Here is a 25,187-nt window from a genome sequence, read left to right on the forward strand (position 1 = left end):
GTCTGCTTCCTATAAAACATTTAGAACCGGCATCAGTCGGTCAATGCCTGCGAGGAACTCGGAATGTCTCTGTTGATCCGTGGCGCCACCGTTATTACCCATGATGAAAGTTATCGCGCCGACGTCTATTGCGCCGAGGGCGTGATCAAAGCCATCGGTGAAAACCTCGATGTTCCCGCCGATGCCGAAGTGCTCGATGGCAGCGGCCAATACCTGATGCCGGGTGGCATCGACCCGCACACTCATATGCAGCTGCCCTTCATGGGCACGGTGGCCAGCGAAGACTTCTTCAGCGGCACCGCGGCGGGGCTTGCCGGCGGCACCACCTCGATCATCGACTTCGTGATTCCCAACCCGCAGCAATCGTTGATGGAGGCATTTCATCAATGGCGCGGCTGGGCCGAGAAGTCGGCGTCGGACTACGGTTTCCACGTCGCCATCACTTGGTGGAGCGAGCAGGTCCGCGAAGAAATGGCTGAGTTGGTCAGCCACCACGGGGTCAACAGCTTCAAGCATTTCATGGCCTACAAGAACGCGATCATGGCTGCCGACGATACGCTGGTGGCGAGTTTCGAACGTTGCCTGGAATTGGGCGCGGTACCGACCGTACACGCGGAAAACGGCGAACTGGTCTATCACCTGCAACGCAAGTTGATGGCCCAAGGCATGACCGGGCCGGAAGCGCACCCACTGTCGCGGCCTTCGCAGGTGGAAGGTGAAGCCGCGAGCCGGGCGATCCGCATCGCCGAAACCCTCGGCACGCCGTTGTATCTGGTTCATGTCTCGACCAAGGAAGCCCTCGACGAAATCACCTACGCCCGCAGCAAGGGCCAACCGGTTTACGGCGAAGTGCTGGCCGGGCATCTGCTGCTGGACGACAGCGTTTACCGACACCCGGACTGGCAGACCGCCGCCGGTTACGTAATGAGCCCGCCCTTCCGTCCTCGCGGCCATCAGGAAGCCCTTTGGCATGGCCTGCAAGCGGGCAACCTGCACACCACCGCCACCGACCACTGCTGCTTCTGCGCCGAGCAAAAAGCCGCCGGCCGTGACGACTTCAGCAAGATCCCCAACGGCACCGCCGGGATTGAAGACCGCATGGCGGTGCTCTGGGATGAAGGGGTGAACACCGGGCGCTTGTCGATGCAGCACTTCGTTGCCCTCACCTCCACCAACACCGCGAAGATCTTCAACCTCTATCCGCGCAAGGGTGCAATTCGAGTGGGCGCCGATGCCGATCTGGTGCTGTGGGATCCGGAAGGCACGCGGACGATTTCAGCCAAGACCCATCACCAGCAAGTCGACTTCAACATCTTTGAAGGCAAGACCGTGCGCGGCGTGCCGAGCCACACCGTCAGCCAGGGCCGAGTGGTGTGGGCCGATGGTGATTTGCGCGCCGAGCGTGGCGCCGGTCGGTATGTCGAACGGCCGGCGTATCCGGCGGTGTTTGATTTGCTGAGTAAGCGGGCTGAGATGAACAAGCCGACGGCAGTGAAACGCTGACCTTTACCAATGATCGTTCCCACGCTCTGCGTGGGAATGCAGCCCGGGACGCTCTGCGTCCCATTGGAACGCGGAGCGTCCCCTGAGGCATTCCCACGCAGAGCGTGGGAACGATCAGCCCACCAGAGGCAGTACCTCAAATAACCGTGAGGCCAACACCGTGATCAAGACTTTGAACCACCTCCCGCATCCCCAAGAGGACGCGGCCGCCCTCGCCGGCCATTTCACCGATCTGGCGCCACCACTCAACGACCGTCAGGCGCATCTGGAAGCCTCGCGCTGCCTGTATTGCTACGACGCGCCGTGCGTGAATGCCTGTCCGAGCGACATCGATATTCCGTCGTTCATCCGCAATATCCATCAGGAAAACGTTCAAGGTGCGGCACAGAAAATCCTCTCGGCGAACATCCTCGGCGGCAGTTGCGCCCGGGTCTGCCCGACGGAAATCCTGTGCCAGCAAGCCTGCGTGCGCAACAACGCCCAGGAATGCGCGCCGGTGCTGATCGGCCTATTGCAACGCTATGCCGTGGACAATGCACACTTCAGCGAACACCCATTCCAACGCGCCGCCGCAACCGGCAAGCGCATCGCCGTGGTGGGTGCCGGCCCGGCCGGTTTGTCGTGTGCGCACCGCAGCGCGATGCACGGCCATGACGTGGTGATTTTCGAAGCCCGGGAGAAGGCTGGCGGTCTCAACGAGTACGGAATCGCCAAGTACAAACTGGTGGACGATTACGCGCAGAAGGAGCTTGAATTCCTGATGGGGATTGGCGGGATCGAGATTCGCCACGGGCAGAAACTCGGCGACAACCTGACCCTCAGTGAACTGCATCAGCAATTCGATGCGGTGTTCCTCGGTCTCGGCCTGGCCGCCAGCAAACAGTTGGGGCTAGCCCACGAGGATGCTCCCGGCCTGCTCGCCGCCACCGATTACATCCGCGAACTGCGTCAGGCCGATGACTTGACGCAACTACCACTGGCCGAGCACTGCATCGTGCTCGGTGCCGGCAACACCGCCATCGACATGGCCGTGCAAATGGCTCGCCTCGGTGCCCGGGATGTGAATCTGGTATACCGCCGTGGCGTCGAGGACATGGGCGCCACCCATCATGAACAGGACATCGCCAAGGCCAATCAGGTGCGCTTGCTGACCTGGGCGCAACCGCAAGAAGTGCTGCTCGACGATAAGGGCAACGTACGCGGCATGCGCTTCGCCCGCACCCGGTTGGTGGAAGGTCGCCTGCAAACCACTGGCGAAACCTTTGAGCTGGCCGCCGACGCGATCTTCAAAGCCATTGGCCAGGCCTTCGACAACAGCGCCCTCGCCGATCCACTGGCCCGTGAACTCAAGCGTCAGGGCGATCGAATCCTCGTCGACGAACAGCTACGCACCAGCATTCCCGGGGTGTATGCCGGTGGCGACTGCACCAGCCTCGATCAGGACCTCACCGTGCAGGCCGTGCAGCACGGCAAGCTGGCCGCCGAGGCCATCAATGCTCAACTCATGCTCAATGTGGAGGCTGCGTAAATGGCCGATCTCTCGATTGTTTTCGCCGGCATCAGAGCCCCCAATCCGTTCTGGCTGGCTTCCGCGCCGCCGACCGACAAAGCCTTCAACGTGGTTCGTGCGTTCGAGGCTGGCTGGGGCGGCGTGGTCTGGAAAACCCTGGGTGAAGACCCGGCGGCGGTCAACGTGTCATCACGTTACTCGGCGCACTTCGGACCCAACCGTGAAGTGATGGGCTTCAACAACATTGAACTGATCACCGACCGTTCACTGGAAATCAACCTGAGGGAAATCACCCAAGTCAAAAAGGACTGGCCAGACCGCGCGCTGATCGTGTCGTTGATGGTGCCCTGCGTCGAAGAGTCGTGGAAAAACATCCTGCCGCTAGTGGAAGCCACCGGGGCCGATGGCATCGAGCTGAATTTCGGCTGCCCCCACGGCATGCCGGAACGGGGCATGGGCGCAGCGGTCGGCCAAGTGCCGGAATACGTCGAGCAGGTCACCCGCTGGTGCAAGACGTATTGCTCGCTGCCGGTGATCGTCAAGCTCACGCCGAACATCACCGACATCCGCGTCGCCGCCCGTGCCGCTTACCGGGGCGGGGCCGATGCGGTGTCGCTGATCAACACCATCAACTCGATCACCAGCGTCAATCTGGAGCGCATGGTCGCCAATCCCGCCGTCGGCAGCCAAAGCACCCATGGTGGTTATTGCGGTTCGGCGGTGAAGCCGATTGCGCTGAACATGGTCGCCGAGATCGCCCGCGATCCTCAGACCCAAGGCTTGCCGATCTGTGGCATTGGCGGCATTGGCAGTTGGCGCGATGCGGCGGAATTCATTGCGTTGGGCAGCGGCGCGGTGCAGGTGTGCACGGCGGCAATGCTGCATGGATTCCGGATTGTCGAGGAGATGAAGGACGGTTTGTCACGCTGGATGGACAGTCAGGGCTACGCCAGCGTCTCGGAATTTTCCGGGCGTGCGGTAGGCAATACCACGGACTGGAAGTACCTGGACATCAACTATCAGGTGATTGCGAAGATTGATCAGGAGGCGTGCATCGGTTGCGGTCGCTGCCACATCGCTTGCGAAGACACCTCGCATCAGGCGATTGCGAGCCTTAAGCAGGCGGACGGGACGCATAAATATGAAGTGATTGATGATGAGTGTGTGGGGTGCAACCTGTGCCAGATCACGTGTCCGGTGCAGGATTGTATTGAGATGGTGCCGATGGATACGGGCAAGCCGTTTCTGGATTGGAATCATGATCCGAGGAATCCGTATCACACCACCGTCTAACCGATCGTTCCCACGCTCTGCGTGGGAATGCAGCCCGGGACGCTCCGCGTCCCAAGAGCAGACGCAGAGCGTCCATTGAGGCATTCCCACGCGGAGCGTGGGAACGATCTGATTACGGCTCCAACCCAATCCCGCGCAATATCACGCTGGTCACAGTCTGCACCGCCCGCTCGAACTGCATGTCCGACAGCGGCTGGTGATCGTTAAGAATGTTCACCTGGTGATCAAAGTCGGCATAGTGCTGGGTCGAGGCCCAGATCATGTACAGCAGGCTGGAAGGCTCCACCGGCAGGATGCGTTTGTCCTCCACCCATTGGCGAATTTTCGCTTCTTTCATCTTGGCCCAGTCGTACAGGCTGGCGTCCAGTTTCTCGCCCAGTGTCGGCGCGCCGTGGATGATTTCGTTGGCCCAGACTTTCGAACCGTACGGCCGGCTGCGGGAATGGTTCATCTTGGCGCGGATGTAGCTGCTGAGCACCACTCGCGGGTCGTCGAACATCTCAAAACACAAGGCGTCCTGCTTCCAGACCTCCAGCAAACCCAGCAGCACCGCGCTGTACAGTTCACTTTTGGTGCTGAAGTAGTAATGCAGGTTGGAACGCGGCAGTTGCACTTCGGCGGCGATATCGGCCATGGCGGTGCTGCCGAAACCTTTTTCGGCGAAGACTTTTTCGGCCCCCAGCAGAATTTTTTCGACGTTACTGCGACGAATCTCGATCTTGTGATTGCCCATGAGGGCTCCCTGACAACAGCGTTGATCAAGACTAGCATCCGCTCTGGATCGGGCGACAGGGGAAAACGAAACTTCGTACGGTGGTCTTGTGGCAGGTAAACTGGCGCCTCTTTGAACATGCCCCTGAGGTCTTCACGATGCTGCTCAAGAACACCCTGATTGCCACCGCCCTCCTCGGCTCGATGCTCACCGCCTCGTCAGTGTTTGCCCACGCGCATTTGAAAAACCAGACCCCGGCGGCCGACAGTACCGTCAGCGCGCCTGCGGAACTGCGCCTGAAGTTTTCCGAAGGGGTTGAAGCGACGTTCACCAAAGTGACGATCAGCAAGGACGGCGCCGACGTCCCGGTAAAAAACCTCGCCACCGAAGGCAGCGACAAGAAAACCCTGATCGTCACCCCCGCCGCGCCGTTGGCCGCTGGCGATTACAAAGTCGAATGGCACGCCGTGTCGGTCGACACCCATAAAAGCGAAGGCGCCTACCGTTTCAAGGTGGGTCAGTAATTCATGACCGATGCGCTGGTGCTGTGCCGCTTTCTGCATTTCACCGTGGTGCTGATGCTGTTCGGGGCCTGGGTGTTCAGGCCTCTGCTGTTGGGCCGTGAAACAGTTTTTCTGGATCCATCCCTGGCGCGAGTGACCCGCTGGCTTACCGCTATAGCGTTAATCAGCGGCGTCGGCTGGTTGCTGCTGATCACCGCCAGCATGGCCGGCTCCGCGGATGCGGCATTCGATCCGGCGACGCTAGGCCTGGTGCTGAGCAATACCTTTTTCGGTCAGGTCTGGCGCTGGCATCTGCTGCTCAATCTATTGCTCATGGCCCTGCTGCTGATGCCCTGGCGTTCCCGTTCGCTTTGGCGCATCAGCTTTTCCAGCCTGCTGCTGGCGACGCTTGCCCCGGTCGGTCATGGCGCCATGCTCGATGGCCTGCAAGGCCAGTTGCTGATCCTCAACCAGATCATTCATCTGGCCTGCGTCGGCGCCTGGCTTGGTGGGTTGATGTTGTTGGTGATGATCCTGCGTCAACCGGCAACTCATTCATTGAGTGCAATCCTGCAACGCTTCAGCGGGATCGGTTACGCCTTGGTGGCGGGACTGGTGATGACCGGGCTGATCAACGTACGGGTATTGACCGGTGTGTTCTGGCCCACGCCATTGCTGTCCGGGTTTGCGCTGATCCTGTTGATCAAGGTTGTGCTGGTGATCGGGATGTTGGGGTTGGCGCTGTTCAATCGGCGGCGGGTCAAGGATTGCCAGCTGCATTTGGGACAGTTGCGTACCAGCGTCGTACTGGAATGGTTACTGGGGATTGGCGCGGTGGCCGCGGTTTCGCTACTGGGCACCATGCCCCCGATGATTACCGCCTGAACACATCTCCCACAAGGGGACGATGTGATCGTACAACCTGTGATTGACATTCCTGCAAAGCCTCGCAAATAATCGCCGCCAATGTTGTACGACGACGTATAACAAAAAATAAAAACAACAAAAAGTCAGGGAGCGTTACTGTGAGCAGACTCGCCCGCAATTCCTTCGCCAGCACCCCTCGCCCCACCTTCGTCCGTCGTCATACCCTCAACCTGATCGGTTGCAGCAGCCTGGTCCTCGCCCTGCCCATGACCAGCCAGGCCGAAGGTTTCGTCGATGACGCCAAGGCCACGCTGAACCTGCGCAACGCCTATATCAATCGCAATTTCACCAACCCGAACAATGCCCAGGGCAAGGCTGAAGAGTGGACGCAAAACTTCATCCTCGACGCCAAGTCCGGGTTCACCCAGGGCCCCGTCGGTTTCGGCGTGGATGTGCTTGGTATGTACTCGCAGAAGCTCGACGGCGGTAAGGGCACGGGCGGCACGCAACTGCTGCCGATTCATGATGACGGCCGCCCCGCGGACAATTTCGGTCGTCTGGGTGTGGCGCTGAAAGCCAAGGTGTCGAAAACCGAATTGAAGGTCGGCGAATGGATGCCAGTGCTGCCGATTCTGCGCTCTGACGACGGTCGTTCTCTGCCGCAGACCTTTCGCGGCGGCCAGGTCACCTCCACCGAAATCAGCGGCTTGTCGCTCTACGGCGGCCAGTTCCACGGCAACAGTCCGCGCAATGACGCGAGCATGGAAGACATGTCGATGAACGGAAGAGGCGCGTTTACCTCTGACCGTTTCAACTTCGGCGGCGGCGAGTATGCGTTCAATGAAAAGCGCACTCAGGTCGGTGTCTGGTACGCGGAGCTCAGCGACATTTATCAGCAGCAGTATTTCAACCTGAGCCACAGCCAGCCCATGGGCGACTGGACCCTGGGGGCCAACCTCGGTTACTTCATCGGCAAGGAAGACGGCAGCGCGCTGGCCGGCGACCTCGACAACAAAACCGCGTTCGCCCTGCTCTCGGCCAAATACGGCGGTAACACCTTCTATGTCGGCCTGCAAAAACTCAGCGGCGACAACGCCTGGATGCGGGTCAACGGCACCAGCGGCGGCACGCTCGCCAACGACAGCTACAACGCCAGCTATGACAACGCCAAGGAACGCTCCTGGCAGGTGCGCCACGACTACAACTTCGTCGCCCTCGGCATCCCCGGCCTGACGCTGATGAACCGCTACATCAGCGGCGATAACGTACACACCGGCGCGATTACCGACGGCAAGGAATGGGGCCGCGAATCGGAACTGGCCTACACCGTGCAAAGCGGCGCGCTGAAGAGCCTCAACGTCAAATGGCGCAACGCGACCATCCGCCGAGATTTCAGCACCAACGAATTTGATGAGAACCGCATCTTTATCAGTTACCCGATTTCGTTGTTGTAAGGCGGACATTGCTGGCTGCATAGAACCCTGTGGCGAGGGAGCTTGCTCCCGCTGGAGCGCGAAGCGCTCCCAATCCGATCACTAAATGTTCCTGAACTTCTGGATGAGGGCTGCTTCGCAGCCCAGCGGGAGCAAGCTCCCTCGCCACAGGTCAGTGAACTCATTGGATGAACATGACCCTCCGTCAATTTCAACCAAAGTCGCGTTGACAAGCACCGGAAAGCCTAACAATACTTCGACCAAGTCATACGACAACCTACAACAAACCCAACAACTACAATTTTCTGTTCAGGGATTTACATGACGACCACATCCCCATTCAATCGCCTGCTCCTGACCGGCGCCGCCGGTGGCCTCGGTAAAGTCCTGCGCGAACGCCTGCGACCTTATGCCAACGTACTCCGCCTTTCGGACATCGCCGACATGGCGCCAGCCATTGATGATCGCGAAGAAGTCGTGCCGTGCGACCTCGCCGACAAGCAAGCAGTACATCAACTGGTCCAAGGCGTGGATGCGATCCTGCATTTCGGCGGCGTGTCGGTGGAGCGTCCGTTCGAAGAGATCCTCGGCGCCAACATCTGCGGCGTGTTCCATATCTACGAAGCGGCCCGTCGCCATGGCGTGAAACGGGTGATTTTCGCCAGTTCCAATCACGTCATCGGCTTTTACAAGCAGGACGAAACCCTCGACGCCCACTCCCCTCGCCGCCCGGACAGCTACTACGGCTTGTCCAAGTCCTACGGCGAAGACATGGCCAGTTTCTACTTCGATCGCTATGGCATCGAGACCGTCAGCATCCGCATCGGCTCCTCATTTCCAGAACCACAGAACCGTCGAATGATGAGCACCTGGCTGAGCTTCGACGACATGACCCAACTGCTCGAACGCGCGCTGTACACCCCGAATGTCGGCCACACCGTGGTGTACGGCATGTCCGACAACAAGAGCGTCTGGTGGGACAACCGATTCGCGGCGCACCTGGGTTATGCGCCACAGGACACGTCCGAAGTCTTCCGCGAAAAAGTCGAAGCCCAACCAATGCCCGCCGAGGATGATCCGGCCCGGGTTTATCAGGGTGGTGCCTTTGTCGCGGCCGGGCCGTTCGGCGACTGAGCCCTCGCCAATCTCCACATAACAGAGCCAAGGGAATGCGATGCCATGCAAGTCGAACTGATTGTCGATGCCCGCAATGCGGTCGGTGAAAGCCCGGTGTGGGTTCCTGAGGAAAACGCCCTGTACTGGGTCGATATTCCGACCGCTGGATTACAGCGCTGGGACGCCGACAGCGGGCACGTTCATGCCTGGAAAGCCCCGCAAATGCTCGCCTGTATCGCTCGTCACAGCGCGGGTGGCTGGGTCGCCGGCATGGAAAGCGGATTCTTTCACCTACACCCGCACAACGATGGCAGCCTCGACAGCAAACTGCTGGCCCACGTCGATCACGCCCGCCCCGACATGCGTCTGAACGATGGCCGCTGTGATCGTCAGGGCCGTTTCTGGGCCGGCAGCATGGTGCTGAATATGGGCGCCAACGCCGCCGACGGCACGCTCTATCGCTACAGTGCCGGGCAACGCGGGCCGCTCGATGCCCGGCTCAGCGGTTTCATCGTGCCCAACGGCCTGGGCTTCAGCCCGGACGGCAAGACCATGTACCTCTCGGACTCGCACCCGAACGTGCAGCAGATCTGGGTCTTCGATTACGACATCGACAGCGGCACGCCGTCCAACCGTCGGCTGTTTGTCGACATGCATCACTTCCTCGGCCGCCCCGATGGCGCGGCAGTGGATGCCGACGGTTGCTACTGGATCTGCGCCAACGACGCCGGGCTGATTCATCGGTTCACCCCCGATGGCCGATTGGATCGTTCGCTCCCCGTGCCGGTGAAGAAACCGACCATGTGCGCCTTCGGTGGCAGCCAGCTCGACACCCTGTTTGTGACCTCGATCCGCCCCGCTGATGACCATGACGAACAGTCGCTGGCCGGCGGCGTGTTCGCCCTCAACCCCGGCGTCAAAGGCTTGCCGGAACCGGTGTTCAACGAAATGCTTTAACCCCCTCTGCTGCATCGCTGTGCCTTGAATAAAAAAAACAAGACTGGAGACGCACCTCATGGACTTCAAACGCACCTTGCTCGCCGCCGCACTTGCCATCACTGCAGCCCTCACCTTCACCCTCAGCAGCGCCGCCCAGGCGCTGGAAATCAAATTCGCCGACATTCACCCCGCCGGTTACCCGACCGTGGTCGCCGAAGAACAACTGGGTAAAACTTTGGTGGCCGACAGCAACGGCAAACTGACTTTCAAAATGTTCGCCGGCGGTGTGCTCGGCTCGGAAAAAGAAGTCATCGAACAGGCCCAGGTCGGCGCTATTCAGATGGCCCGGGTCAGCCTCGGCATTGTCGGGCCGGTGGTGCCGGACGTGAACGTGTTCAACATGCCGTTCGTGTTCCGCGACCAGGCGCACATGCGCAAAGTCATCGACGGTGAGGTCGGCGATGAGATCCTCGACAAGATCACCCACTCCGAATTCAACCTGGTCGCCCTGGCCTGGATGGACGGCGGCACGCGCAATATCTACACCAAAAAACCGGTACGCAGCCTCGCCGACCTCAAAGGCATGAAGATCCGCGTGCAAGGCAACCCGATGTTCATCGACACCATCAACGCCATGGGTGGCAACGGTATTGCAATGGACACCGGCGAGATCTTCAGCGCGTTGCAGACCGGGGTGATCGACGGCGCGGAAAACAACCCGCCAACCCTGCTCGAACACAACCACTACCAGAACGCCAAATTCTACAGCCTGACCGGACACCTGATTTTGCCCGAGCCGATCGTGATGTCGAAAATCACCTGGGAAAAACTCAGCCCCGACCAGCAAGTGCTGGTGAAAAAAGCCGCCAAAGCCGCACAGGCCCAGGAGCGCACGCTGTGGGATGCGAAGTCGGCCAGCAGTGAAGAAAAACTCAAGGCTGCCGGCGTCGAGTTCATCACCGTCGACAAAAAACCTTTCTATGAAGCCACGGCTTCGGTCCGGGAAAAATACGGCGCGCCTTACGCCGACCTGATCAAACGCATCGAAGCCGTTCAGTAACCCTCCCTGCATTCATGAAAGGCCCGGCACCGTTGACGAGTGGATCGTCAGCGGCGCCCGGTTACGGTGAAACCCGATGAAGAATCTGCTGCTGCGCATCAACGACAGGATTTACATGACCTGTATCTGGGTCGCCGGCCTGTCGGTCCTGACTATTTCCCTGATCATTCCCTGGGGCGTCTTCGCCCGATACGTCCTCGGCACCGGTTCCAGTTGGCCGGAGCCCACCGCGATTTTGCTGATGATGGTCTTCACCTTCATCGGCGCCGCCGCCAGTTATCGCGCCGGAGCGCACATGGCCGTGGCCATGCTCACCGACCGCATGCCCCCCGAACTGCGCAAGACCATGAGCATCGTTTCGCAGCTGCTGATGGCGACCATTTGCCTGTTCATGGCCATCTGGGGCACCAAGCTCTGCCTGTCCACCTGGAACCAGTTCATGAGCGCCCTGCCCACTCTGCGCGTGGGCATCACCTACATGCCGATTCCCGTGGGCGGTGTGCTGACGCTGATTTTCGTGCTGGAAAAACTCTTGCTCGGTGACCAGAGCAACCGTCGGGTCGTGCGTTTCGACCTGGTTGAAGAAAGCGAAGGTGCCGCATAAATGGACGCTCTGATACTGCTCGGCAGTTTCATCGCTTTGATCCTGATCGGCATGCCGGTCGCTTATGCCCTGGGGCTTTCTGCCCTGATCGGGGCGTGGTGGATCGACATCCCGTTCCAGGCGCTGATGATTCAGGTCGCGGGTGGCGTTAACAAATTCTCGTTGCTGGCGATTCCGTTCTTCGTACTCGCCGGCGCGATCATGGCCGAGGGTGGCATGTCCCGGCGATTGGTGGCTTTTGCCGGGGTGCTGGTGGGGTTCGTGCGCGGCGGGTTGTCACTGGTGAACATCATGGCCTCGACCTTCTTCGGCGCGATTTCCGGCTCTTCGGTGGCGGACACGGCGTCGGTCGGTTCGGTGCTGATTCCGGAAATGGAACGTCGCGGCTACCCGCGGGATTTCTCCACTGCGGTGACGGTCAGCGGTTCGGTGCAAGCCCTGTTGACGCCGCCCAGCCATAACTCAGTGCTCTACTCGCTGGCCGCCGGCGGTACCGTTTCGATCGCTTCGCTGTTCATGGCCGGCGTGGTGCCGGGCCTGCTGATGAGCGCGTGCCTGATGGTGCTGTGCCTGATCTTCGCCAGAAAGCGCAACTACCCCAAGGGCGAAGTCATTCCGCTCAAGGATGCGCTGAAAATCTGCGGTGAAGCGATGTGGGGCATGATGGCGATGGTCATCATTCTCGGTGGCATTCTCTCGGGCATTTTCACCGCCACCGAATCGGCAGCGATCGCGGTGCTGTGGTCGTTCTTCGTCACCATGTTCATCTACCGCGACTACAAATGGAGCGAGCTACCCAAGTTGATGCACCGCACGGTGCGCACCATCTCGATCGTGATGATCCTGATCGGCTTCGCCGCCAGCTTCGGCTACATCATGACGCTGATGCAGATCCCGGCGAAGATCACCACGATGTTCCTGACCCTGTCGGACAACCGTTACGTGATCCTGATGTGCATCAACGTGATGCTGCTGTTGCTCGGCACGGTGATGGACATGGCGCCGCTGATCCTGATCCTCACGCCGATTCTGATGCCGGTGATTCTGGGCATTGGCGTGGACCCGGTGCAGTTCGGCATGATCATGCTGGTGAACCTGGGGATCGGATTGATCACACCGCCAGTGGGCGCGGTGCTGTTTGTCGGCTCGGCGGTGGGCAAAGTCAGCATCGAAAGCACCGTGAAAGCGCTGCTGCCGTTTTACGGAGTGCTGTTCCTGGTGCTGATGGCCGTGACGTACATTCCCGCCATTTCGCTGTGGTTGCCGCATTTGGTGTTGTAACAACGGCTGGCAAATCTCCCTGTGGCGAGGGAGCTTGCTCCCGTTGGCTCGCGCAGCGGGCCCCAGCAATCTTCCAGAGGGACCGAGTTACCTGGATTTACGACTGCTTCGCAGCCGAACGGGAGCAAGCTCCCTCGCCACAAAAAACCTCATGCAGCCAATGAAGATCGCCATGACGCCAACACTCCTCGAACTCGAAGACGAACTCACCCGCCTCACCCTCGCCCCGGAACTCGGGGCGAGCATCGTCAACTGGACTGTACGCAGCACCGGCCAACCGCTGTTGCGCCACAGTGGCCAACACGCCTTGAACACTGGCCTGCCCGGTAAACTCGCCTGCTATCCCCTGGCGCCATGGTCAAACCGTATCTCGGAGGGTGGTTTCGACTGTCCCTACGGCTGGCTCGCGCTGACACCCAACAGCCTCACCGATCCCCTGCCGATTCACGGCAGCGCCTGGCAACAGCCGTGGCAAATCGTCTCGCACACCCGCGATGAAATCGTCCTGCAACTCGACAGCATCACACCCTTCGCCTATCGCGCAAGGCAACGTTTCCATCTGAGCGAGGGCAAGCTGAGCATCGGTTTACAGGTCACTCATCTGGCCGAACATGCCGCCTGGCATGGGCTCGGTTTACACCCTTATTTCCCGCGCACCGCAGGCACTCGGTTGCAGGCGCAGGCGAAGCAGGTCTGGTTGTGCGACAGCGAAAAACTGCCAACACAACTCAGTTCGATACCCAAGGATTGGGACTTCAGCCAGCCCCGGGAATTACCCGAAACGCTGGTGGACAACGGCTTTTGCGAATGGGACGGTCACTGCCTGATCCAGCAACCCGAGCTGGGTTATGAACTGGAATGCCAGGCCACCGGCAGCGACTACTACCTGCTCTACTGCCCCGTGGGCCTGGAATTTTTCTGCATCGAACCGGTGAGCCACCCGGTCAATGCCCATCACTTGCCGGGTCGGCCAGGGTTGCGTTTGCTGGAGCAAGGCCAATCTGCCGAGCTCGATTTCAGCCTGCGCTATCGCTACGCCAACAGCTGAGTCAGCACCGCGCGCAACTTGCCGGGCTTCACTGGTTTGTTCAGCAGCGGCGCGTCGAGGCGCTGCAATGAGCGCCGACACTGGTCGGTGCGGTCGGCGGTGATGATCACCGCCGGAATCACCTGGCTGAAATGCTCGCGCAAATGCCGAACCACCTCACACCCCACCACCCCGTGATCCAGGTGATAGTCCGCCAGAATCAGTTCCGGCGGCTGTCCCTGCAAAGCCACCAACGCGGTGGCCTCGTCGGTGGCCGTGACCACCTCGCAGCCCCACTGCCCGAGCAGCGCGCTCATGCTTTCAAGAATGCTGACTTCGTTGTCCAGCACCAACAGACGCCGGCCCGGCAACGGGTTGCCGGTACTCGGCTGCGGCGCGGCAAGGCTGATCGGCAGTGGAATCTCATTGGAAATCGGTACTTCGATGCTGAACATCGAACCGCGCCCCGGCCGGGAATGCACCTGAACCCTGTAGTCGAGAATCTTGGCGATGCGTTCGACAATCGCCAGTCCCAGGCCCACGCCCTTGCGATCGGCGGCGCGCCCGACGTCCAGTTGGTTGAACTCGAGGAAGATCGAGTCAAGACGATCCGCCGGAATTCCGCGCCCGGTGTCCCAGACTTCGAGACGCAGCGCATCGCCCCGGCGTCTTGCCCCCAGCAGAATGCAGCCTTCGTCGGTGTAGCGGCAGGCATTGCTGAGAAAGTTGCGCAGGATTCGAGTCATCAGGCGCAAGTCGGTATGAATAGCGTAATCGCCCATGTGTACCCGCAGGTTCAACCCGGCTGCTGCGGCCACCGACTGAAACTCCGAGACCAGTGGCGCGAACAATTCGTCGAGGCGGTACAGGGCAATGTCCGGCTTCACCGCAGCCTGATCGAGCCGGGAAATATCCAGCAGATCGGTGAGCAAATCTTCAGCCCCTTCCAGCGCCTGATGCGTGCGCTCCACCAGCACCTGCTCGACGTCGGGCAGTTTGCGTTCACGCAAGGTCGAGATCAGCAAACGCGCGGCGTTGAGCGGTTGCAGCAAGTCGTGACTGGCGGCGGCGAGGTATTTGTCCTTGCTGCGATTGGCGGCTTCAGCGGCATCACGGGCATCGCGCAAGGCTTCTGCGATCTGTTTGCGCTGGGTGATCTGCTGTTGCAGATTGCGGTTGGCGTCCAGTAACTCGTTGGTGCGCGCGGTGACCCGCTGCTCCAGTTCGTCATTGAGTTGTTGCAGGCGCTGCTGAGCGAGTTTTCGTTCGGTGATATCGGCGACAAAGCCCTCTACCAAACCTTCCTGATCCGGTTTGAGCAGCAAGTTCATCAACACATCGAGGACGCTGCCGTCCTTGCGCCGCAGTTGAGTTTCATAGCCCAGCAGGCTGCGCTCGCGCTGGAGGATCTCGCCGATGCTTTCCAATTCTTGCGCCCCGCCGACGAACAGCGTGCCCGCCAGGTCCGTCAGGGAAAACAGCACCTCCTGCGGGTTTTGATAGCCGAGCATTCGCGCCAGCGCCGGGTTGGCGGCGCGCATGCCCTCCAGCAGGCTGGCCTGGAAGATCCCGTGCACCGCGTTTTCGAACAGCCATTTGTAGCGGTTACGTTCGGTTTCCAGTTCATCCAGGCGCGCGGCCAGTTCCGGGTAATGACTCTTGCGCGCCGAGTGGTTGCCTAAGCCGAGTAACCCGGCCAGCGCCCGTTGTTGCTCGTCAGAGGGCTTCGCCATAGACGACCTCGACGTCGCGCTGACTGGATTCGCGCGGGTTGGTAAGGATGCACGGATCGTGCATGGCGTGTTGCGACAGGAACGGAATGTCCGCCGTACTCACCCCGTGCAGCCCCAGGGTTTCGTGGAAGCCGATGGCGTGTTTGAGGGCGATCAGGTGTTCGACCAGCCGTCCGCAAATCTGCCGGTGATTCAGGCCACGGCAATCGATGCCGAACGTCTCGGCGATCACCTTGAAGCGCTCCGGCGCCGAGCTGTAGTTGAACGCCACCACGTGTTCCACCAGCACCGCGTTGCACAGACCATGGGGCAGATCGAGGAAACCGCCGAGGCTGTGGGACATGGCGTGCACCGCGCCAAGGATCGCGTTGGAGAACGCCAGTCCGGCCTGCATGCTGCCGAGCATGATTTTTTCCCGCAGGGCAATGTCGCTGGGGTTGGCGATCATTTGCACCAGATTGCCGTTGATCAGCCTCATCGCCTCCAGCGCATGAGGGTCGGTGAGCGGCCCGTGACCGGTGGAGACGAAGGCTTCGATGGCATGGACCAACGCGTCGATGCCGGTACAGGCCGACAGAAACGGATCCATGCTCAGGGTGGTTTCCGGATCGATCAGCGACACATCGGGCACCGCAGCCTTGCTGACGATGGAGAATTTCATGCGTTCTTGCTGATTGGAGATGATCACGAACTGCGACACGTCGGCCGAAGTGCCGGCGGTGGTCGGGATCAGGATCAGCGGCGGGCTGGGCATGCGCAACATGTCCACGCCCTCGAATTCGAGGATGTTGCGCCCGTGGGCGACGACAATGCCGATGCCCTTGCCGCAATCCATCGGGCTGCCGCCGCCGATCGCCACGATCACATCGCAGTGATTCTCCCGGTACAGCTCGGCGCCGAGCATGACCTCTTCGATCCGCGGGTTGGGCGAAACGTCGCTATATAAAAAGAAATCAATGCCCTGGGCTTGCAGGCTGGCCTCGACATCGGCGACCCAACCGGCGGCAATCACACCGGGGTCGCTGACCACCAGCACCTTGCGGGCGCCGAAGGTCTTGGCGTAATTGCCGACGTTATGCCGACAACCGGCACCGAAGATGATTTCAGGCGAAACGAATTTACGCAGTTGGCTGAGATTCTGGCTCATTGGAAAGCCTGTTTTTTATTGTTTTGAAGGTAAAGAACACACTAAAGCATCCGGCTGCGAATGCAATCAGACCAATGGATAGCGAGCCCGCCCGGGGGTGCACTCCGATTTCAGATTCACTGAGAATCCCTGTAGGAGCGGGCTTGCCCGCGATAGCTGTTTTACAGTCAACATCAATGTTGAATGTGCTGGCCTCATCGCGGGCAAGCCCGCTCCCACAGGGTTCTGTGTTCACAACTCATCCGCGATAGATCAGTCGCGAAGCCTTTTCATTGCGCAAGGTCAGGTGCTGCATGCCCTGCCCCGGCGCGTCGGCTTCGTCCCGGGCCTTGAGAATAACGTCGTGGTGCGGCGACTTGCTGCACACCGGGTCGGCGTTGCTGGCATCCCCCGTGAGCATGAACGCCTGGCAGCGGCAGCCGCCGAGGTCCTTGTGCTTTTCATCGCAGGAACGGCACGGCTCTTTCATCCAGTCATCGCCGCGAAAACGGTTGAAACCGAAGGAGTCGTTCCAGATGTGCGCGATGCTGTGCTCGCGCACGTTGGGAAACTGCACCGGCAACTGGCGAGCGCTATGACAAGGCAAGGCCGTGCCGTCCGGAGTGATGTCGAGAAACAGGTTGGCCCAGCCATTCATGCAGGTTTTCGGGCGTTCTTCGTAGTAATCCGGGGTGACGAAAATCAGCTTGCACGGGTGGCCCTTGGCCTCAAGCCGCTGGCGGTATTCATTGGTGATGCGCTCGGCGCGCTGCAATTGCTCGCGGGTCGGCAACAGGCCGACGCGATTCAGTTCAGCCCAACCGTAGAACTGGCACGTCGCCAACTCGACGAAATCCGCCTCCAGCTCCAGGCACAGTTCGATGATCTGCGCGATCTGGTCGATGTTGTGCCGATGGGTGACGAAGTTCAGCACCATCGGGTAACCCTGGGCTTTCACCGCCCGGGCCATGGCCAGTTTCTGGGCGAAGGCCTTGCGCGAGCCGGCGAGCAGATTGTTCACCTCTTCATCGGCGGCCTGAAAACTGATCTGGATATGGTCCAGCCCGGCGATCTTGAAGTCGCGGACCTTCTGTTCGGTCAGGCCGATACCCGAGGTGATCAGGTTGGTGTAGTAACCCATGTCCCGCGCGGCCTTGATCAGCTCGGCCAGGTCCTGGCGCACCAACGGCTCGCCCCCGGAAAACCCCAGTTGCGCAGCGCCCATTTCCCGCGCCTCGCGGAACACCCGAATCCATTCTTCTGTGCTCAACTCCTCACCCTGTTGGGCGAAGTCCAGCGGGTTGGAGCAATACGGGCATTGCAACGGGCAGCGATAGGTCAGCTCCGCCAGCAACCACAGCGGTGGGCCGGGTTGCTGTTCGATCAGGCTCACAAGATGATCCCCCGGTGCCAGACCTGCTCAGTGGTGACGGTGTGATACGGCGGGCGATCCAGCTCGTAGGCCATGCTCATCGCGTCGAGCATGCTCCACAGCACATCGAGTTTGAACTGCAGAATCTCCAGCATGCGTTGTTGGCCTTCGACCGTGACGTAGTGCGCCAGGGTGATGCGCAAACCATGCTCGACATCGCGCCGCGCCTGACTCAAACGCGTACGGAAATAGTCGTAACCGGCCGGGTCGATCCATGGGTAATGGGTGGGCCAGGCGTCGAGCCGGGACTGGTGAATCTGTGGCGCGAACAGTTCGGTCAGCGAGCTACTTGCCGCTTCTTGCCAGCAAGCGCGACGGGCAAAATTGACGTAGGCGTCCACGGCGAAACGCACGCCCGGCAGCACCAGCTCTTGCGAAAGGATTTGCTCGCGATCCAGCCCCACTGCTTCGCCCAATCGTAGCCACGCTTCGATGCCACCTTCACTGCCGGGGATGCCGTCATGATCGAGGATCCGCTGCAGCCATTCCCGGCGCACGTCGCGATCCGGGCAATTGGCGAGGATGGCGGCATCCTTGAGCGGGATGTTCACCTGGTAATAGAAGCGATTGGCGACCCAGCCCTGAATCTGCTCGCGGGTGGCGCGCCCGGCGTACATGGCTTGGTGGAACGGGTGGTGGATGTGGTAATAGGCACCCTTGGCGCGCAGGGCTGCTTCGAATTCGGCGGGGGTCATGGGGGTGTCAGTCATTGCGGTTCTCCGGGGAATAACCGTTGGGTTCTGCGGTGTCTGGTCGGGCCCTATCGCGGGCAAGCCCGCTCCCACAGGAGTCCGGGTCTTAGCCGATTCTCTGCACAAAGCAGGTCCATTGTGGGAGCGAGCCTGCTCGCGATGGGGCATCCTGGTCTGGCGCCTTCGCGGGCAAGCCTCGCTCCTAGAAGGGATCTGCGGTGTACACAAACCCTGTGGGAGCGGGCTTGCCCGCGATGGGGCCATCCGCTACAGCTCAATACTCATGCCGTCATAAGCCACTTCAATCCCGCGCCGCTCCAGCAAGGCGCGCTCGGCCGAGTCTTCATCGAGGATCGGGTTGGTGTTGTTGATGTGGATCAGCACCTTGCGCTGGCGATTGAAGCCCTCCAGCACATCGAGCATGCCGCCGGGGCCGTTTTGTGGCAGGTGACCCATTTCGCTGCCCAGGCTCTGGCCGACTTCGCACGCGCGCATTTCATCGTCGCGCCACAGCGTGCCGTCCAGCAGCAGGCAGTCGGCGCGCTGCATCCAGCTCAATACCTCGGCGTCGACTTGCCCCAGTCCCGGGGCATAGAAAACCGATGCACCGCTGCGCAGGTCTTCGATGAACAGGCCAATGGTGTCGCCTGGCTGCGGATTGCCGCGATTGGGCGAGTACGGCGGTGCATTGCTGACCAGCGGAATCGCGCGAAATTGCAGGTGTGGGCAGGCAACGATACTGAACGGCTCGCGATCCAGTTCGATGGGTTGCCACTGCAAGCCACCGTTCCAGTGCTTGAGCATGGTGAACAAGGGAAAGCCGCTACTCAGGTCTTCGTGAACCCGCTCGGTGCACCAGACCGAATGCGGGCAGCCTTCGCGCAGGCTCAACAGCCCGGTGCAATGGTCGATCTGACTGTCCAGCAGAACGACACCGGCAATCGCCGTGTCGCGCAAGCGGCGGGCCGGTTGCATCGCCGGAAAGCTTTCGAGCTGCGCGCGAATATCCGGTGAAGCATTGCAGAGCACCCACTCCACACCGTCGTCGCTCAGGGCAATGGACGACTGCGTGCGGCGTTGTGCGCGCAGATTGCCGTTGCGCATAGCGGCGCATTGACGGCAGTTGCAGTTCCATTGCGGAAAACCGCCGCCAGCGGCGGAACCGAGAACGCGGATGTGCATGGGATGCCTCCAGAAGGCAGGCCCGGCCAACGCGACGGCTGACCGGGCAATCAATCAACGGTTGGCGAAATACATCGTCACTTCGAAGCCAATGCGCAGATCGGTAAACGCGGGTTTATTCCACATGGGTCAATCCTCTTCTTGTGCCGGACGATTCCGGTAAAGCCATTAATGCACGGGGGATGAGATGACCGAATGCTACTTTCGAAGGAGGTTGTGGGGTGCGTTGGTAGGGGGTGTTGCACGATCTTCAACCACACACAAAAACCAATGTGGGAGCGAGCCTGCTCGCGATAGCGGACTGTCAGTCAACATCAATATTGACTGTACTGGCACATTCAACATTGATGTTGAATGTCAGGTCGCTATCGCGGGCAAGCCCGCTCCCACAGGTTTCAATGGTGTTCTGACGGGTTAGAAGAATCCGAGCGGATTGATGTCGTAGCTCACCAGCAGGTTCTTGGTCTGTTGGTAATGGTCGAGCATCATCTTGTGGTTTTCACGACCGACACCGGACTTCTTGTAGCCACCGAACGCGGCATGGGCCGGGTACAGGTGGTAGCAGTTGGTCCAGACGCGCCCGGCCTTGATCGCCCGGCCCATGCGGTAGGCGCGGTTGATGTCGCGGGTCCACAGGCCGGCGCCGAGGCCGAACTCGCTGTCGTTGGCGATGGCCAGGGCTTCGGCTTCGTCCTTGAAGGTGGTGATACCCACCACCGGGCCGAAGATTTCTTCCTGGAACACACGCATTTTGTTGTGGCCCTTGAGCAGGGTCGGCTGGATGTAATAGCCGGTCGACAAATCGCCTTCAAGACGCTCGGCCGCGCCGCCGGTGAGCAGTTCGGCGCCCTCCTCCTGAGCGATTTTCAGGTACGAGAGAATCTTGTCGTACTGCTGCTCGGATGCCTGGGCGCCGACCATGGTTTCGGTGTCCAGCGGGTTGCCGCGCTTGATCTTGACGATCTTCTTCATCACCACTTTCATGAAGTCGTCATAGATCGACTCCTGCACCAGCGCCCGGGACGGACAGGTGCAGACTTCGCCCTGGTTGAAGAACGCCAGCACCAGGCCTTCGGCGGCTTTCTCGATGAACTGCGGCTCGGCATTCATGATGTCTTCGAAGAAAATATTCGGCGATTTTCCGCCCAGTTCAACGGTGCTTGGAATGATGTTCTCGGCGGCGCAATGCATGATGTGCGCGCCCACCGGGGTGGAACCAGTGAAGGCGATTTTGGCGATGCGCTTGCTGGTGGCCAGCGCCTCACCGGCTTCGCGACCGAAACCCTGGACGATATTCAGCACACCGGCTGGCAGCAAGTCGGCGATCAGCTCGGCGAACACCATGATCGACAGCGGCGTTTGTTCGGCGGGTTTGAGCACGATGCAATTGCCGGCAGCCAGGGCCGGGGCGAGTTTCCAGGCGGCCATCAGCAGCGGGAAGTTCCACGGAATGATCTGCCCGACCACGCCCAGCGGTTCGTGGAAGTGATAGGCGGTGGTCAGTTCGTTGATCTCGGCGGCGCCGCCTTCCTGAGCGCGGATGCAACCGGCGAAATAACGGAAGTGGTCGGCGGCCAGCGGCACGTCGGCGTTGAGGGTTTCGCGCACGGCTTTGCCGTTGTCCCAGGTTTCGGTGACGGCGAGGATTTCCAGATTCTGTTCGATGCGGTCGGCGATTTTCAGCAGCACCAGCGAGCGATCCTGCGCCGAGGTTTTGCCCCAGGCATCGGCGGCGGCATGGGCGGCGTCGAGGGCTTTTTCGATGTCGGCAGCACTGGAGCGCGGGAACTCGGCAATCACTTCACCGGTGACCGGAGAGGTGTTGGTGAAGTACTCGCCGTTGATTGGGGCAACGAATTCGCCGCCGATGAAATTGCCGTAGCGCGGTTTGAAGGAAACGACGGCGCCGGGTGTTCCGGGTTGTGCGTAGATCATGGTGGGCCTCTGTCTGGGTCGATGCCTGTCGAGCCAACAGGCGATGAACCGATAGTAGAGAGCCCCGCCTGCCAGACGAATGCGCCGTTGGCAGGGGGATTCTCGTTATTTGGTAGTAGGTGATCGTTCCCACGCGCAGCAAAGGAATGCCTCAACGGACGCTCCGCGTTCGGCTCTGGAGGGGACGCAGAGCGTCCCGGGCTGCATTCCCACGCGGAGCGTGGGAACGATCAGTGCAGCGATCAGTGCAGCGATCAGTGTTTGGCTACCAGATCCTTCGGCAGCTTGAACGTCCAGAGCATGCCGCCCTGGTTGAAGTCCTTGATGCGCTTGGCCACTTCGCCGCCCCACAGCGGTACCGCGCCGCCCCAGCCGGAGAGCACGGAGACGTATTGTTCGCCGTCCATTTCCCAGGTGATGGGCGAGCCGAGCACGCCGGAACCGGTTTGGAATTCCCAGACTTTCTCGCCGGTCTTGGCGTTGAACGCTTGCAGGAAACCTTCCGGCGTACCGGTGAACACCAGGTTACCCTTGGTGGTCAGCACCCCGCCCCACAGCGGCGCGAAGTTCTTGTGACGCCAGACTTCCTTGCCGGTTTTCGGGTCGATGGCGCGCAACACGCCGATGTAGTCTTCGTTCAACGGTTTGATGGTGAAACCGGCACCGAGGAACGCCGCGCCTTTCTTGTAGGCGATGCCTTCGTTCCAGATGTCCATGCCCCATTCGTTGGACGGCACATAGAACAGGCCGGTGTCGCGGTTGTAGGCCATCGGCATCCAGTTTTTCGCCCCCAGGAACGCGGGCGCGACGAACACCGAACTGCCCTTGGCCTCGGAGCCCGGCGCACCCGGACGGCTGGCTTCGTTGTAGATCGGCCGACCGCTTTTATCCAGGCCGCTGGCCCAGGTGATTTTGTCTACGAATGGGAAGCCACGGATGAATTTACCGTTGGTGCGATCGAGCACGTAGAAGAAACCGTTACGGTCCGCCGTGGCCGCTGCTTTGATTTCCTTGCCGCCTTCGTTGTAGTTGAACGACACCAGTTCGTTCACGCCGTCATAGTCCCAACCATCGTGGGGCGTGCTCTGGAAGTGCCATTTGATCGTGCCGTCATCCGGGTTCAACGCCAGGCGCGACGACGAGTAGAGGTTGTCGCCCGGACGCAGGTGCGAGTTCCACGGTGCCGGGTTGCCGGTGCCGAACAGCAGCAGATTGGTTTCCGGGTCGTAGTAGCCGCCCAGCCAAGGTGCCGCGCCGCCGGTTTTCCATAGATCGCCCGGCCAGGTCTTGCCCGCTTCGCCGCCAGAGATGCCGTTTTCTACCGCTTTGCCGTCCTTGTAGACATAGCCCATGTGGCCTTCGACGGTTGGCCGGGTCCACAACAGGTCGCCGTTTTTTGGGTCGTAGGCTTCGATTTTGCCCACCACCCCGAACTCGCCACCGGCCACACCAGTGATCAGTTTGCCGTTGATTACCAATGGCGCGGCGCTGATGGAATAGCCTTCCTTGTGGTCGGCGACTTTCTTGCTCCAGACGACCTTGCCGGTGTCCTTGTTCAGGGCCACGAGCTTGGCGTCGAGGGTGCCGAAAATCACCAGATCACCATACAGCGCGACACCACGGTTGATCACGTCGCAGCACGGACGGATGTCATCGGGCAGGCGCGCGTCGTATTGCCAGAGCTTGCGACCGGTGCGCGCATCCACCGCGAACACCCGCGAGTAGGAGCCGGTCATGTACATCACGCCGTCCTTGATCATCGGCTGTGCTTGCTGACCGCGCTGTTTTTCCCCGCCGAACGAAAAGGCCCAGACCGGGCGCAGATCCTTCACGTTGTCGACATTGAGGGTGTCCAGCGGACTGTAGCGCTGACCCTGGACGCCCAGGCCATTGGTGACGACCTGCTCAGGGTTCTTCGGGTCCTGGAGGATGTCTTGATCGGAGACTGCGGCCAATGCCTGGCCAGACAACAGCATGGCACTGAGCAGCATGCTCAAAACGAAGGGTTGGCGACGTGCGGGTTGGGTCATGACGGCTGCCTCTGCGGTTTTTGTTATACCCGGGAAATTTTCCCGGTCTGGTGCAGATTCTTGGGCGCCGCCGCCCTTGCAACAATTGCCCGCAATGCGGAGATTGCTAGTTCCTTAGTACCGGGTCGGAGGAGATGGGAGTTTGATGATCGTTCCCACGCTCCGCGTGGGAATGCCTCAACGGACGCTCCGCGTTCGGCTCCAGAAGGGACGCGGAGCGTCCCGGGCTGCATTCCCACGCGGAGCGTGGGAACGATCAGTCAGTTGAGTGAACCGGTATCCACCCGCCTCATCTGCCCCCGCTCATAGCGCGGGTACAAATGGCTGACGCTGCGAATCAGCTCATAGCGGCTCAAGCTGATCCCGGCGAAACGCTCGGGAATGGGGCAGCGGATCATCTCGGCCATGTCGCTGCCATTGGCGGCGCCATCGCGCATCAGCTGGTCCAGCCAGGTCAGGTAATCGCGCATCTGCTCGAACGGTTTTGTATCCGTGGCCACCGGTCCATGGCCGGGGACGATCAGCGTCCACGGCAGACCTTGCAGGGTCGCGATGTCCGCCAGCCACACCGACAGCCCCGGGCTGTTCGGCGTGGTCAGGGCACGTTGATAAAACACCAGGTCCCCGGCAAACAGCACGCCGGTTTTCTGGTCGAGAATAGCCAGATCCGCGCCGGTGTGCCCACCCAGACTCAGTAGGCGCAAATCGTGATTCCCAAAACTTTTCACACCTGGCATCAGCGTCTGCGTCGGCAATACCACCTCAGTGCCGCGCATCCAGTCGCCCACCAGCCGATACATGTTCTCGGCCATGGCATCACCCTGTTGATGCAACAACTCGGTGGTACCGGCCAAAGCGCCGATCGGCACGTCGGTGAAAGCCTGGTTGCCCAGCACATGATCAGGATGGTGATGAGTCAGCAGCACCTGAATCACCGGTTTATCAGTGATCGCCGCAATCGCATTGCGCAGGGCTTCGCCATAGCGTTTCGACGGCCCGCTGTCGATTACCACCACGCCCTGTTCGGTGACGATGAACGCGGTGTTGACGATGTTGCCGCCGTTGCTCTTGGCGAAGTTGTCGGTGCTACCTTCCAGCAGCCAGGTGCCTTCGGCGATCTGCCGGGGCTTGAGTGCGTAATCGGGATCGGCCAGGGCCGGCAGGCTCAGACTGATGAACAACAGCAGCATCCAGCGCATCACTCACTCC

Annotated in this window: 22 protein-coding genes; 12 read left to right on the forward strand and 10 right to left on the reverse strand. The window is 60.5% G+C overall.

Annotated features, from left to right (window positions below):
- Positions 1-63: 63 nt before the first annotated feature.
- From hydA to preA, 3 genes are all read left to right on the forward strand, one after another.
- Positions 64-1,503 (forward strand): dihydropyrimidinase, encoded by a 1,440-nt coding sequence (gene hydA / locus AB4O41_RS03580; protein ID WP_460146288.1) that lies wholly within the window; start codon positions 64-66, stop codon positions 1,501-1,503.
- A 160-nt stretch (positions 1,504-1,663) separates the two neighbouring features.
- Positions 1,664-3,031 carry an NAD(P)-dependent oxidoreductase gene (locus AB4O41_RS03585; protein WP_460146289.1) on the forward strand — a complete coding sequence of 456 codons (1,368 nt, stop codon included), beginning with the start codon at positions 1,664-1,666 and terminating at the stop codon, positions 3,029-3,031.
- Positions 3,032-4,306: an NAD-dependent dihydropyrimidine dehydrogenase subunit PreA gene (gene preA / locus AB4O41_RS03590; protein WP_460146291.1), complete on the forward strand. Its 1,275-nt coding sequence runs from the start codon at positions 3,032-3,034 to the stop codon at positions 4,304-4,306. It begins immediately after the preceding gene.
- 112 nt (positions 4,307-4,418) lie between these two features.
- On the opposite strand, the gene AB4O41_RS03595 is transcribed toward preA, so the two are convergent.
- Positions 4,419-5,039 carry a TetR/AcrR family transcriptional regulator gene (locus tag AB4O41_RS03595; RefSeq protein WP_007899508.1) on the reverse strand — a complete coding sequence of 207 codons (621 nt, stop codon included), beginning with the start codon at positions 5,037-5,039 and terminating at the stop codon, positions 4,419-4,421.
- 137 nt (positions 5,040-5,176) lie between these two features.
- Here AB4O41_RS03595 and copC point away from each other — a divergent pair, with 137 nt between their 5' ends.
- The 9 genes from copC (at position 5,177) to AB4O41_RS03640 (ending at position 13,869) form a co-directional block, all read left to right on the forward strand.
- Complete coding sequence (gene copC, locus AB4O41_RS03600; protein WP_460146292.1) at positions 5,177-5,542, forward strand: copper homeostasis periplasmic binding protein CopC; 366 nt, start codon at positions 5,177-5,179, stop codon at positions 5,540-5,542.
- A 3-nt stretch (positions 5,543-5,545) separates the two neighbouring features.
- Entirely contained in the window at positions 5,546-6,406 is an 861-nt protein-coding gene (copD, locus tag AB4O41_RS03605) for a copper homeostasis membrane protein CopD (protein ID WP_460146293.1), read from the forward strand.
- Between the two features lie 140 nt (positions 6,407-6,546).
- Positions 6,547-7,842, forward strand: a complete 1,296-nt coding sequence (locus AB4O41_RS03610) for an OprD family porin (protein ID WP_460146294.1) — start codon at positions 6,547-6,549, stop codon at positions 7,840-7,842.
- Between the two features lie 300 nt (positions 7,843-8,142).
- Positions 8,143-8,955 (forward strand): NAD-dependent epimerase/dehydratase family protein, encoded by an 813-nt coding sequence (locus tag AB4O41_RS03615; RefSeq protein ID WP_460146296.1) that lies wholly within the window; start codon positions 8,143-8,145, stop codon positions 8,953-8,955.
- Positions 8,956-9,000: 45 nt separating this feature from the next.
- Positions 9,001-9,894 carry an SMP-30/gluconolactonase/LRE family protein gene (locus tag AB4O41_RS03620; RefSeq protein WP_460146298.1) on the forward strand — a complete coding sequence of 298 codons (894 nt, stop codon included), beginning with the start codon at positions 9,001-9,003 and terminating at the stop codon, positions 9,892-9,894.
- 58 nt (positions 9,895-9,952) lie between these two features.
- Complete coding sequence (locus tag AB4O41_RS03625; protein WP_460146299.1) at positions 9,953-10,936, forward strand: TRAP transporter substrate-binding protein; 984 nt, start codon at positions 9,953-9,955, stop codon at positions 10,934-10,936.
- A 76-nt stretch (positions 10,937-11,012) separates the two neighbouring features.
- Positions 11,013-11,540 carry a TRAP transporter small permease gene (locus AB4O41_RS03630; RefSeq protein WP_038984172.1) on the forward strand — a complete coding sequence of 176 codons (528 nt, stop codon included), beginning with the start codon at positions 11,013-11,015 and terminating at the stop codon, positions 11,538-11,540.
- Positions 11,541-12,821: a TRAP transporter large permease gene (locus tag AB4O41_RS03635; protein WP_460146300.1), complete on the forward strand. Its 1,281-nt coding sequence runs from the start codon at positions 11,541-11,543 to the stop codon at positions 12,819-12,821.
- A 172-nt stretch (positions 12,822-12,993) separates the two neighbouring features.
- Complete coding sequence (locus AB4O41_RS03640; protein WP_460146302.1) at positions 12,994-13,869, forward strand: aldose 1-epimerase; 876 nt, start codon at positions 12,994-12,996, stop codon at positions 13,867-13,869.
- Here AB4O41_RS03640 and AB4O41_RS03645 read toward each other — a convergent pair.
- The 9 genes from AB4O41_RS03645 to AB4O41_RS03685 form a co-directional block, all read right to left on the reverse strand.
- Positions 13,854-15,581, reverse strand: coding sequence for a hybrid sensor histidine kinase/response regulator (locus AB4O41_RS03645; RefSeq protein WP_460146303.1), 1,728 nt, complete (start codon positions 15,579-15,581; stop codon positions 13,854-13,856). The two genes, AB4O41_RS03640 and AB4O41_RS03645, sit on opposite strands and share 16 nt — an antisense overlap.
- A complete protein-coding gene (ercA, locus tag AB4O41_RS03650) occupies positions 15,565-16,728 on the reverse strand; it encodes an alcohol dehydrogenase-like regulatory protein ErcA (protein ID WP_008071266.1) in 1,164 nt (387 codons plus the stop codon). The genes AB4O41_RS03645 and ercA overlap by 17 nt, the downstream gene beginning before the upstream one ends.
- 238 nt (positions 16,729-16,966) lie before the next feature.
- Complete coding sequence (pqqE, locus tag AB4O41_RS03655; RefSeq protein WP_460146305.1) at positions 16,967-18,100, reverse strand: pyrroloquinoline quinone biosynthesis protein PqqE; 1,134 nt, start codon at positions 18,098-18,100, stop codon at positions 16,967-16,969.
- The gene (gene pqqC / locus AB4O41_RS03660; protein WP_460146307.1) at positions 18,097-18,849 is read right to left on the reverse strand and encodes a pyrroloquinoline-quinone synthase PqqC; all 753 of its coding nucleotides are present in this window, start codon (positions 18,847-18,849) and stop codon (positions 18,097-18,099) included. Before pqqC ends, pqqE begins: the two co-directional genes overlap by 4 nt.
- Positions 18,850-19,098: 249 nt before the next feature.
- A complete protein-coding gene (gene pqqB, locus AB4O41_RS03665; protein WP_460146309.1) occupies positions 19,099-20,013 on the reverse strand; it encodes a pyrroloquinoline quinone biosynthesis protein PqqB in 915 nt (304 codons plus the stop codon).
- Positions 20,014-20,067: 54 nt separating this feature from the next.
- Positions 20,068-20,139, reverse strand: a complete 72-nt coding sequence (gene pqqA / locus AB4O41_RS03670) for a pyrroloquinoline quinone precursor peptide PqqA (protein ID WP_010455123.1) — start codon at positions 20,137-20,139, stop codon at positions 20,068-20,070.
- 288 nt (positions 20,140-20,427) lie between these two features.
- Positions 20,428-21,948, reverse strand: a complete 1,521-nt coding sequence (gene exaC, locus AB4O41_RS03675; protein ID WP_048394652.1) for an acetaldehyde dehydrogenase ExaC — start codon at positions 21,946-21,948, stop codon at positions 20,428-20,430.
- A gap of 254 nt (positions 21,949-22,202) precedes the next feature.
- Positions 22,203-23,978 (reverse strand): PQQ-dependent methanol/ethanol family dehydrogenase, encoded by a 1,776-nt coding sequence (locus AB4O41_RS03680; protein ID WP_460146310.1) that lies wholly within the window; start codon positions 23,976-23,978, stop codon positions 22,203-22,205.
- Positions 23,979-24,238: 260 nt separating this feature from the next.
- The gene (locus AB4O41_RS03685; RefSeq protein WP_460146312.1) at positions 24,239-25,177 is read right to left on the reverse strand and encodes a quinoprotein relay system zinc metallohydrolase 1; all 939 of its coding nucleotides are present in this window, start codon (positions 25,175-25,177) and stop codon (positions 24,239-24,241) included.
- Between the last annotated feature and the right edge of the window lie 10 nt (positions 25,178-25,187).

The organism is Pseudomonas sp. S2_A02 (assembly GCF_054668495.1).

Excerpts from the sequence above, each read along its gene's own strand:
- hydA (WP_460146288.1), top strand. The coding sequence starts at position 64 with ATGTCTCTGTTGATCCGTGGCGCCACCGTTATTACCCATGATGAAAGT.
- preA (WP_460146291.1), top strand. The coding sequence starts at position 3,032 with ATGGCCGATCTCTCGATTGTTTTCGCCGGCATCAGAGCCCCCAATCCG.
- AB4O41_RS03595 (WP_007899508.1), bottom strand. The coding sequence starts at position 5,039 with ATGGGCAATCACAAGATCGAGATTCGTCGCAGTAACGTCGAAAAAATT.
- copC (WP_460146292.1), top strand. The coding sequence starts at position 5,177 with ATGCTGCTCAAGAACACCCTGATTGCCACCGCCCTCCTCGGCTCGATG.
- copD (WP_460146293.1), top strand. The coding sequence starts at position 5,546 with ATGACCGATGCGCTGGTGCTGTGCCGCTTTCTGCATTTCACCGTGGTG.
- AB4O41_RS03615 (WP_460146296.1), top strand. The coding sequence starts at position 8,143 with ATGACGACCACATCCCCATTCAATCGCCTGCTCCTGACCGGCGCCGCC.
- AB4O41_RS03620 (WP_460146298.1), top strand. The coding sequence starts at position 9,001 with ATGCAAGTCGAACTGATTGTCGATGCCCGCAATGCGGTCGGTGAAAGC.
- AB4O41_RS03625 (WP_460146299.1), top strand. The coding sequence starts at position 9,953 with ATGGACTTCAAACGCACCTTGCTCGCCGCCGCACTTGCCATCACTGCA.
- AB4O41_RS03630 (WP_038984172.1), top strand. The coding sequence starts at position 11,013 with ATGAAGAATCTGCTGCTGCGCATCAACGACAGGATTTACATGACCTGT.
- AB4O41_RS03635 (WP_460146300.1), top strand. The coding sequence starts at position 11,541 with ATGGACGCTCTGATACTGCTCGGCAGTTTCATCGCTTTGATCCTGATC.
- AB4O41_RS03640 (WP_460146302.1), top strand. The coding sequence starts at position 12,994 with ATGACGCCAACACTCCTCGAACTCGAAGACGAACTCACCCGCCTCACC.
- AB4O41_RS03645 (WP_460146303.1), bottom strand. The coding sequence starts at position 15,581 with ATGGCGAAGCCCTCTGACGAGCAACAACGGGCGCTGGCCGGGTTACTC.
- ercA (WP_008071266.1), bottom strand. The coding sequence starts at position 16,728 with ATGAGCCAGAATCTCAGCCAACTGCGTAAATTCGTTTCGCCTGAAATC.
- pqqC (WP_460146307.1), bottom strand. The coding sequence starts at position 18,849 with ATGACTGACACCCCCATGACCCCCGCCGAATTCGAAGCAGCCCTGCGC.
- pqqB (WP_460146309.1), bottom strand. The coding sequence starts at position 20,013 with ATGCACATCCGCGTTCTCGGTTCCGCCGCTGGCGGCGGTTTTCCGCAA.
- exaC (WP_048394652.1), bottom strand. The coding sequence starts at position 21,948 with ATGATCTACGCACAACCCGGAACACCCGGCGCCGTCGTTTCCTTCAAA.
- AB4O41_RS03680 (WP_460146310.1), bottom strand. The coding sequence starts at position 23,978 with ATGACCCAACCCGCACGTCGCCAACCCTTCGTTTTGAGCATGCTGCTC.
- AB4O41_RS03685 (WP_460146312.1), bottom strand. The coding sequence starts at position 25,177 with ATGCGCTGGATGCTGCTGTTGTTCATCAGTCTGAGCCTGCCGGCCCTG.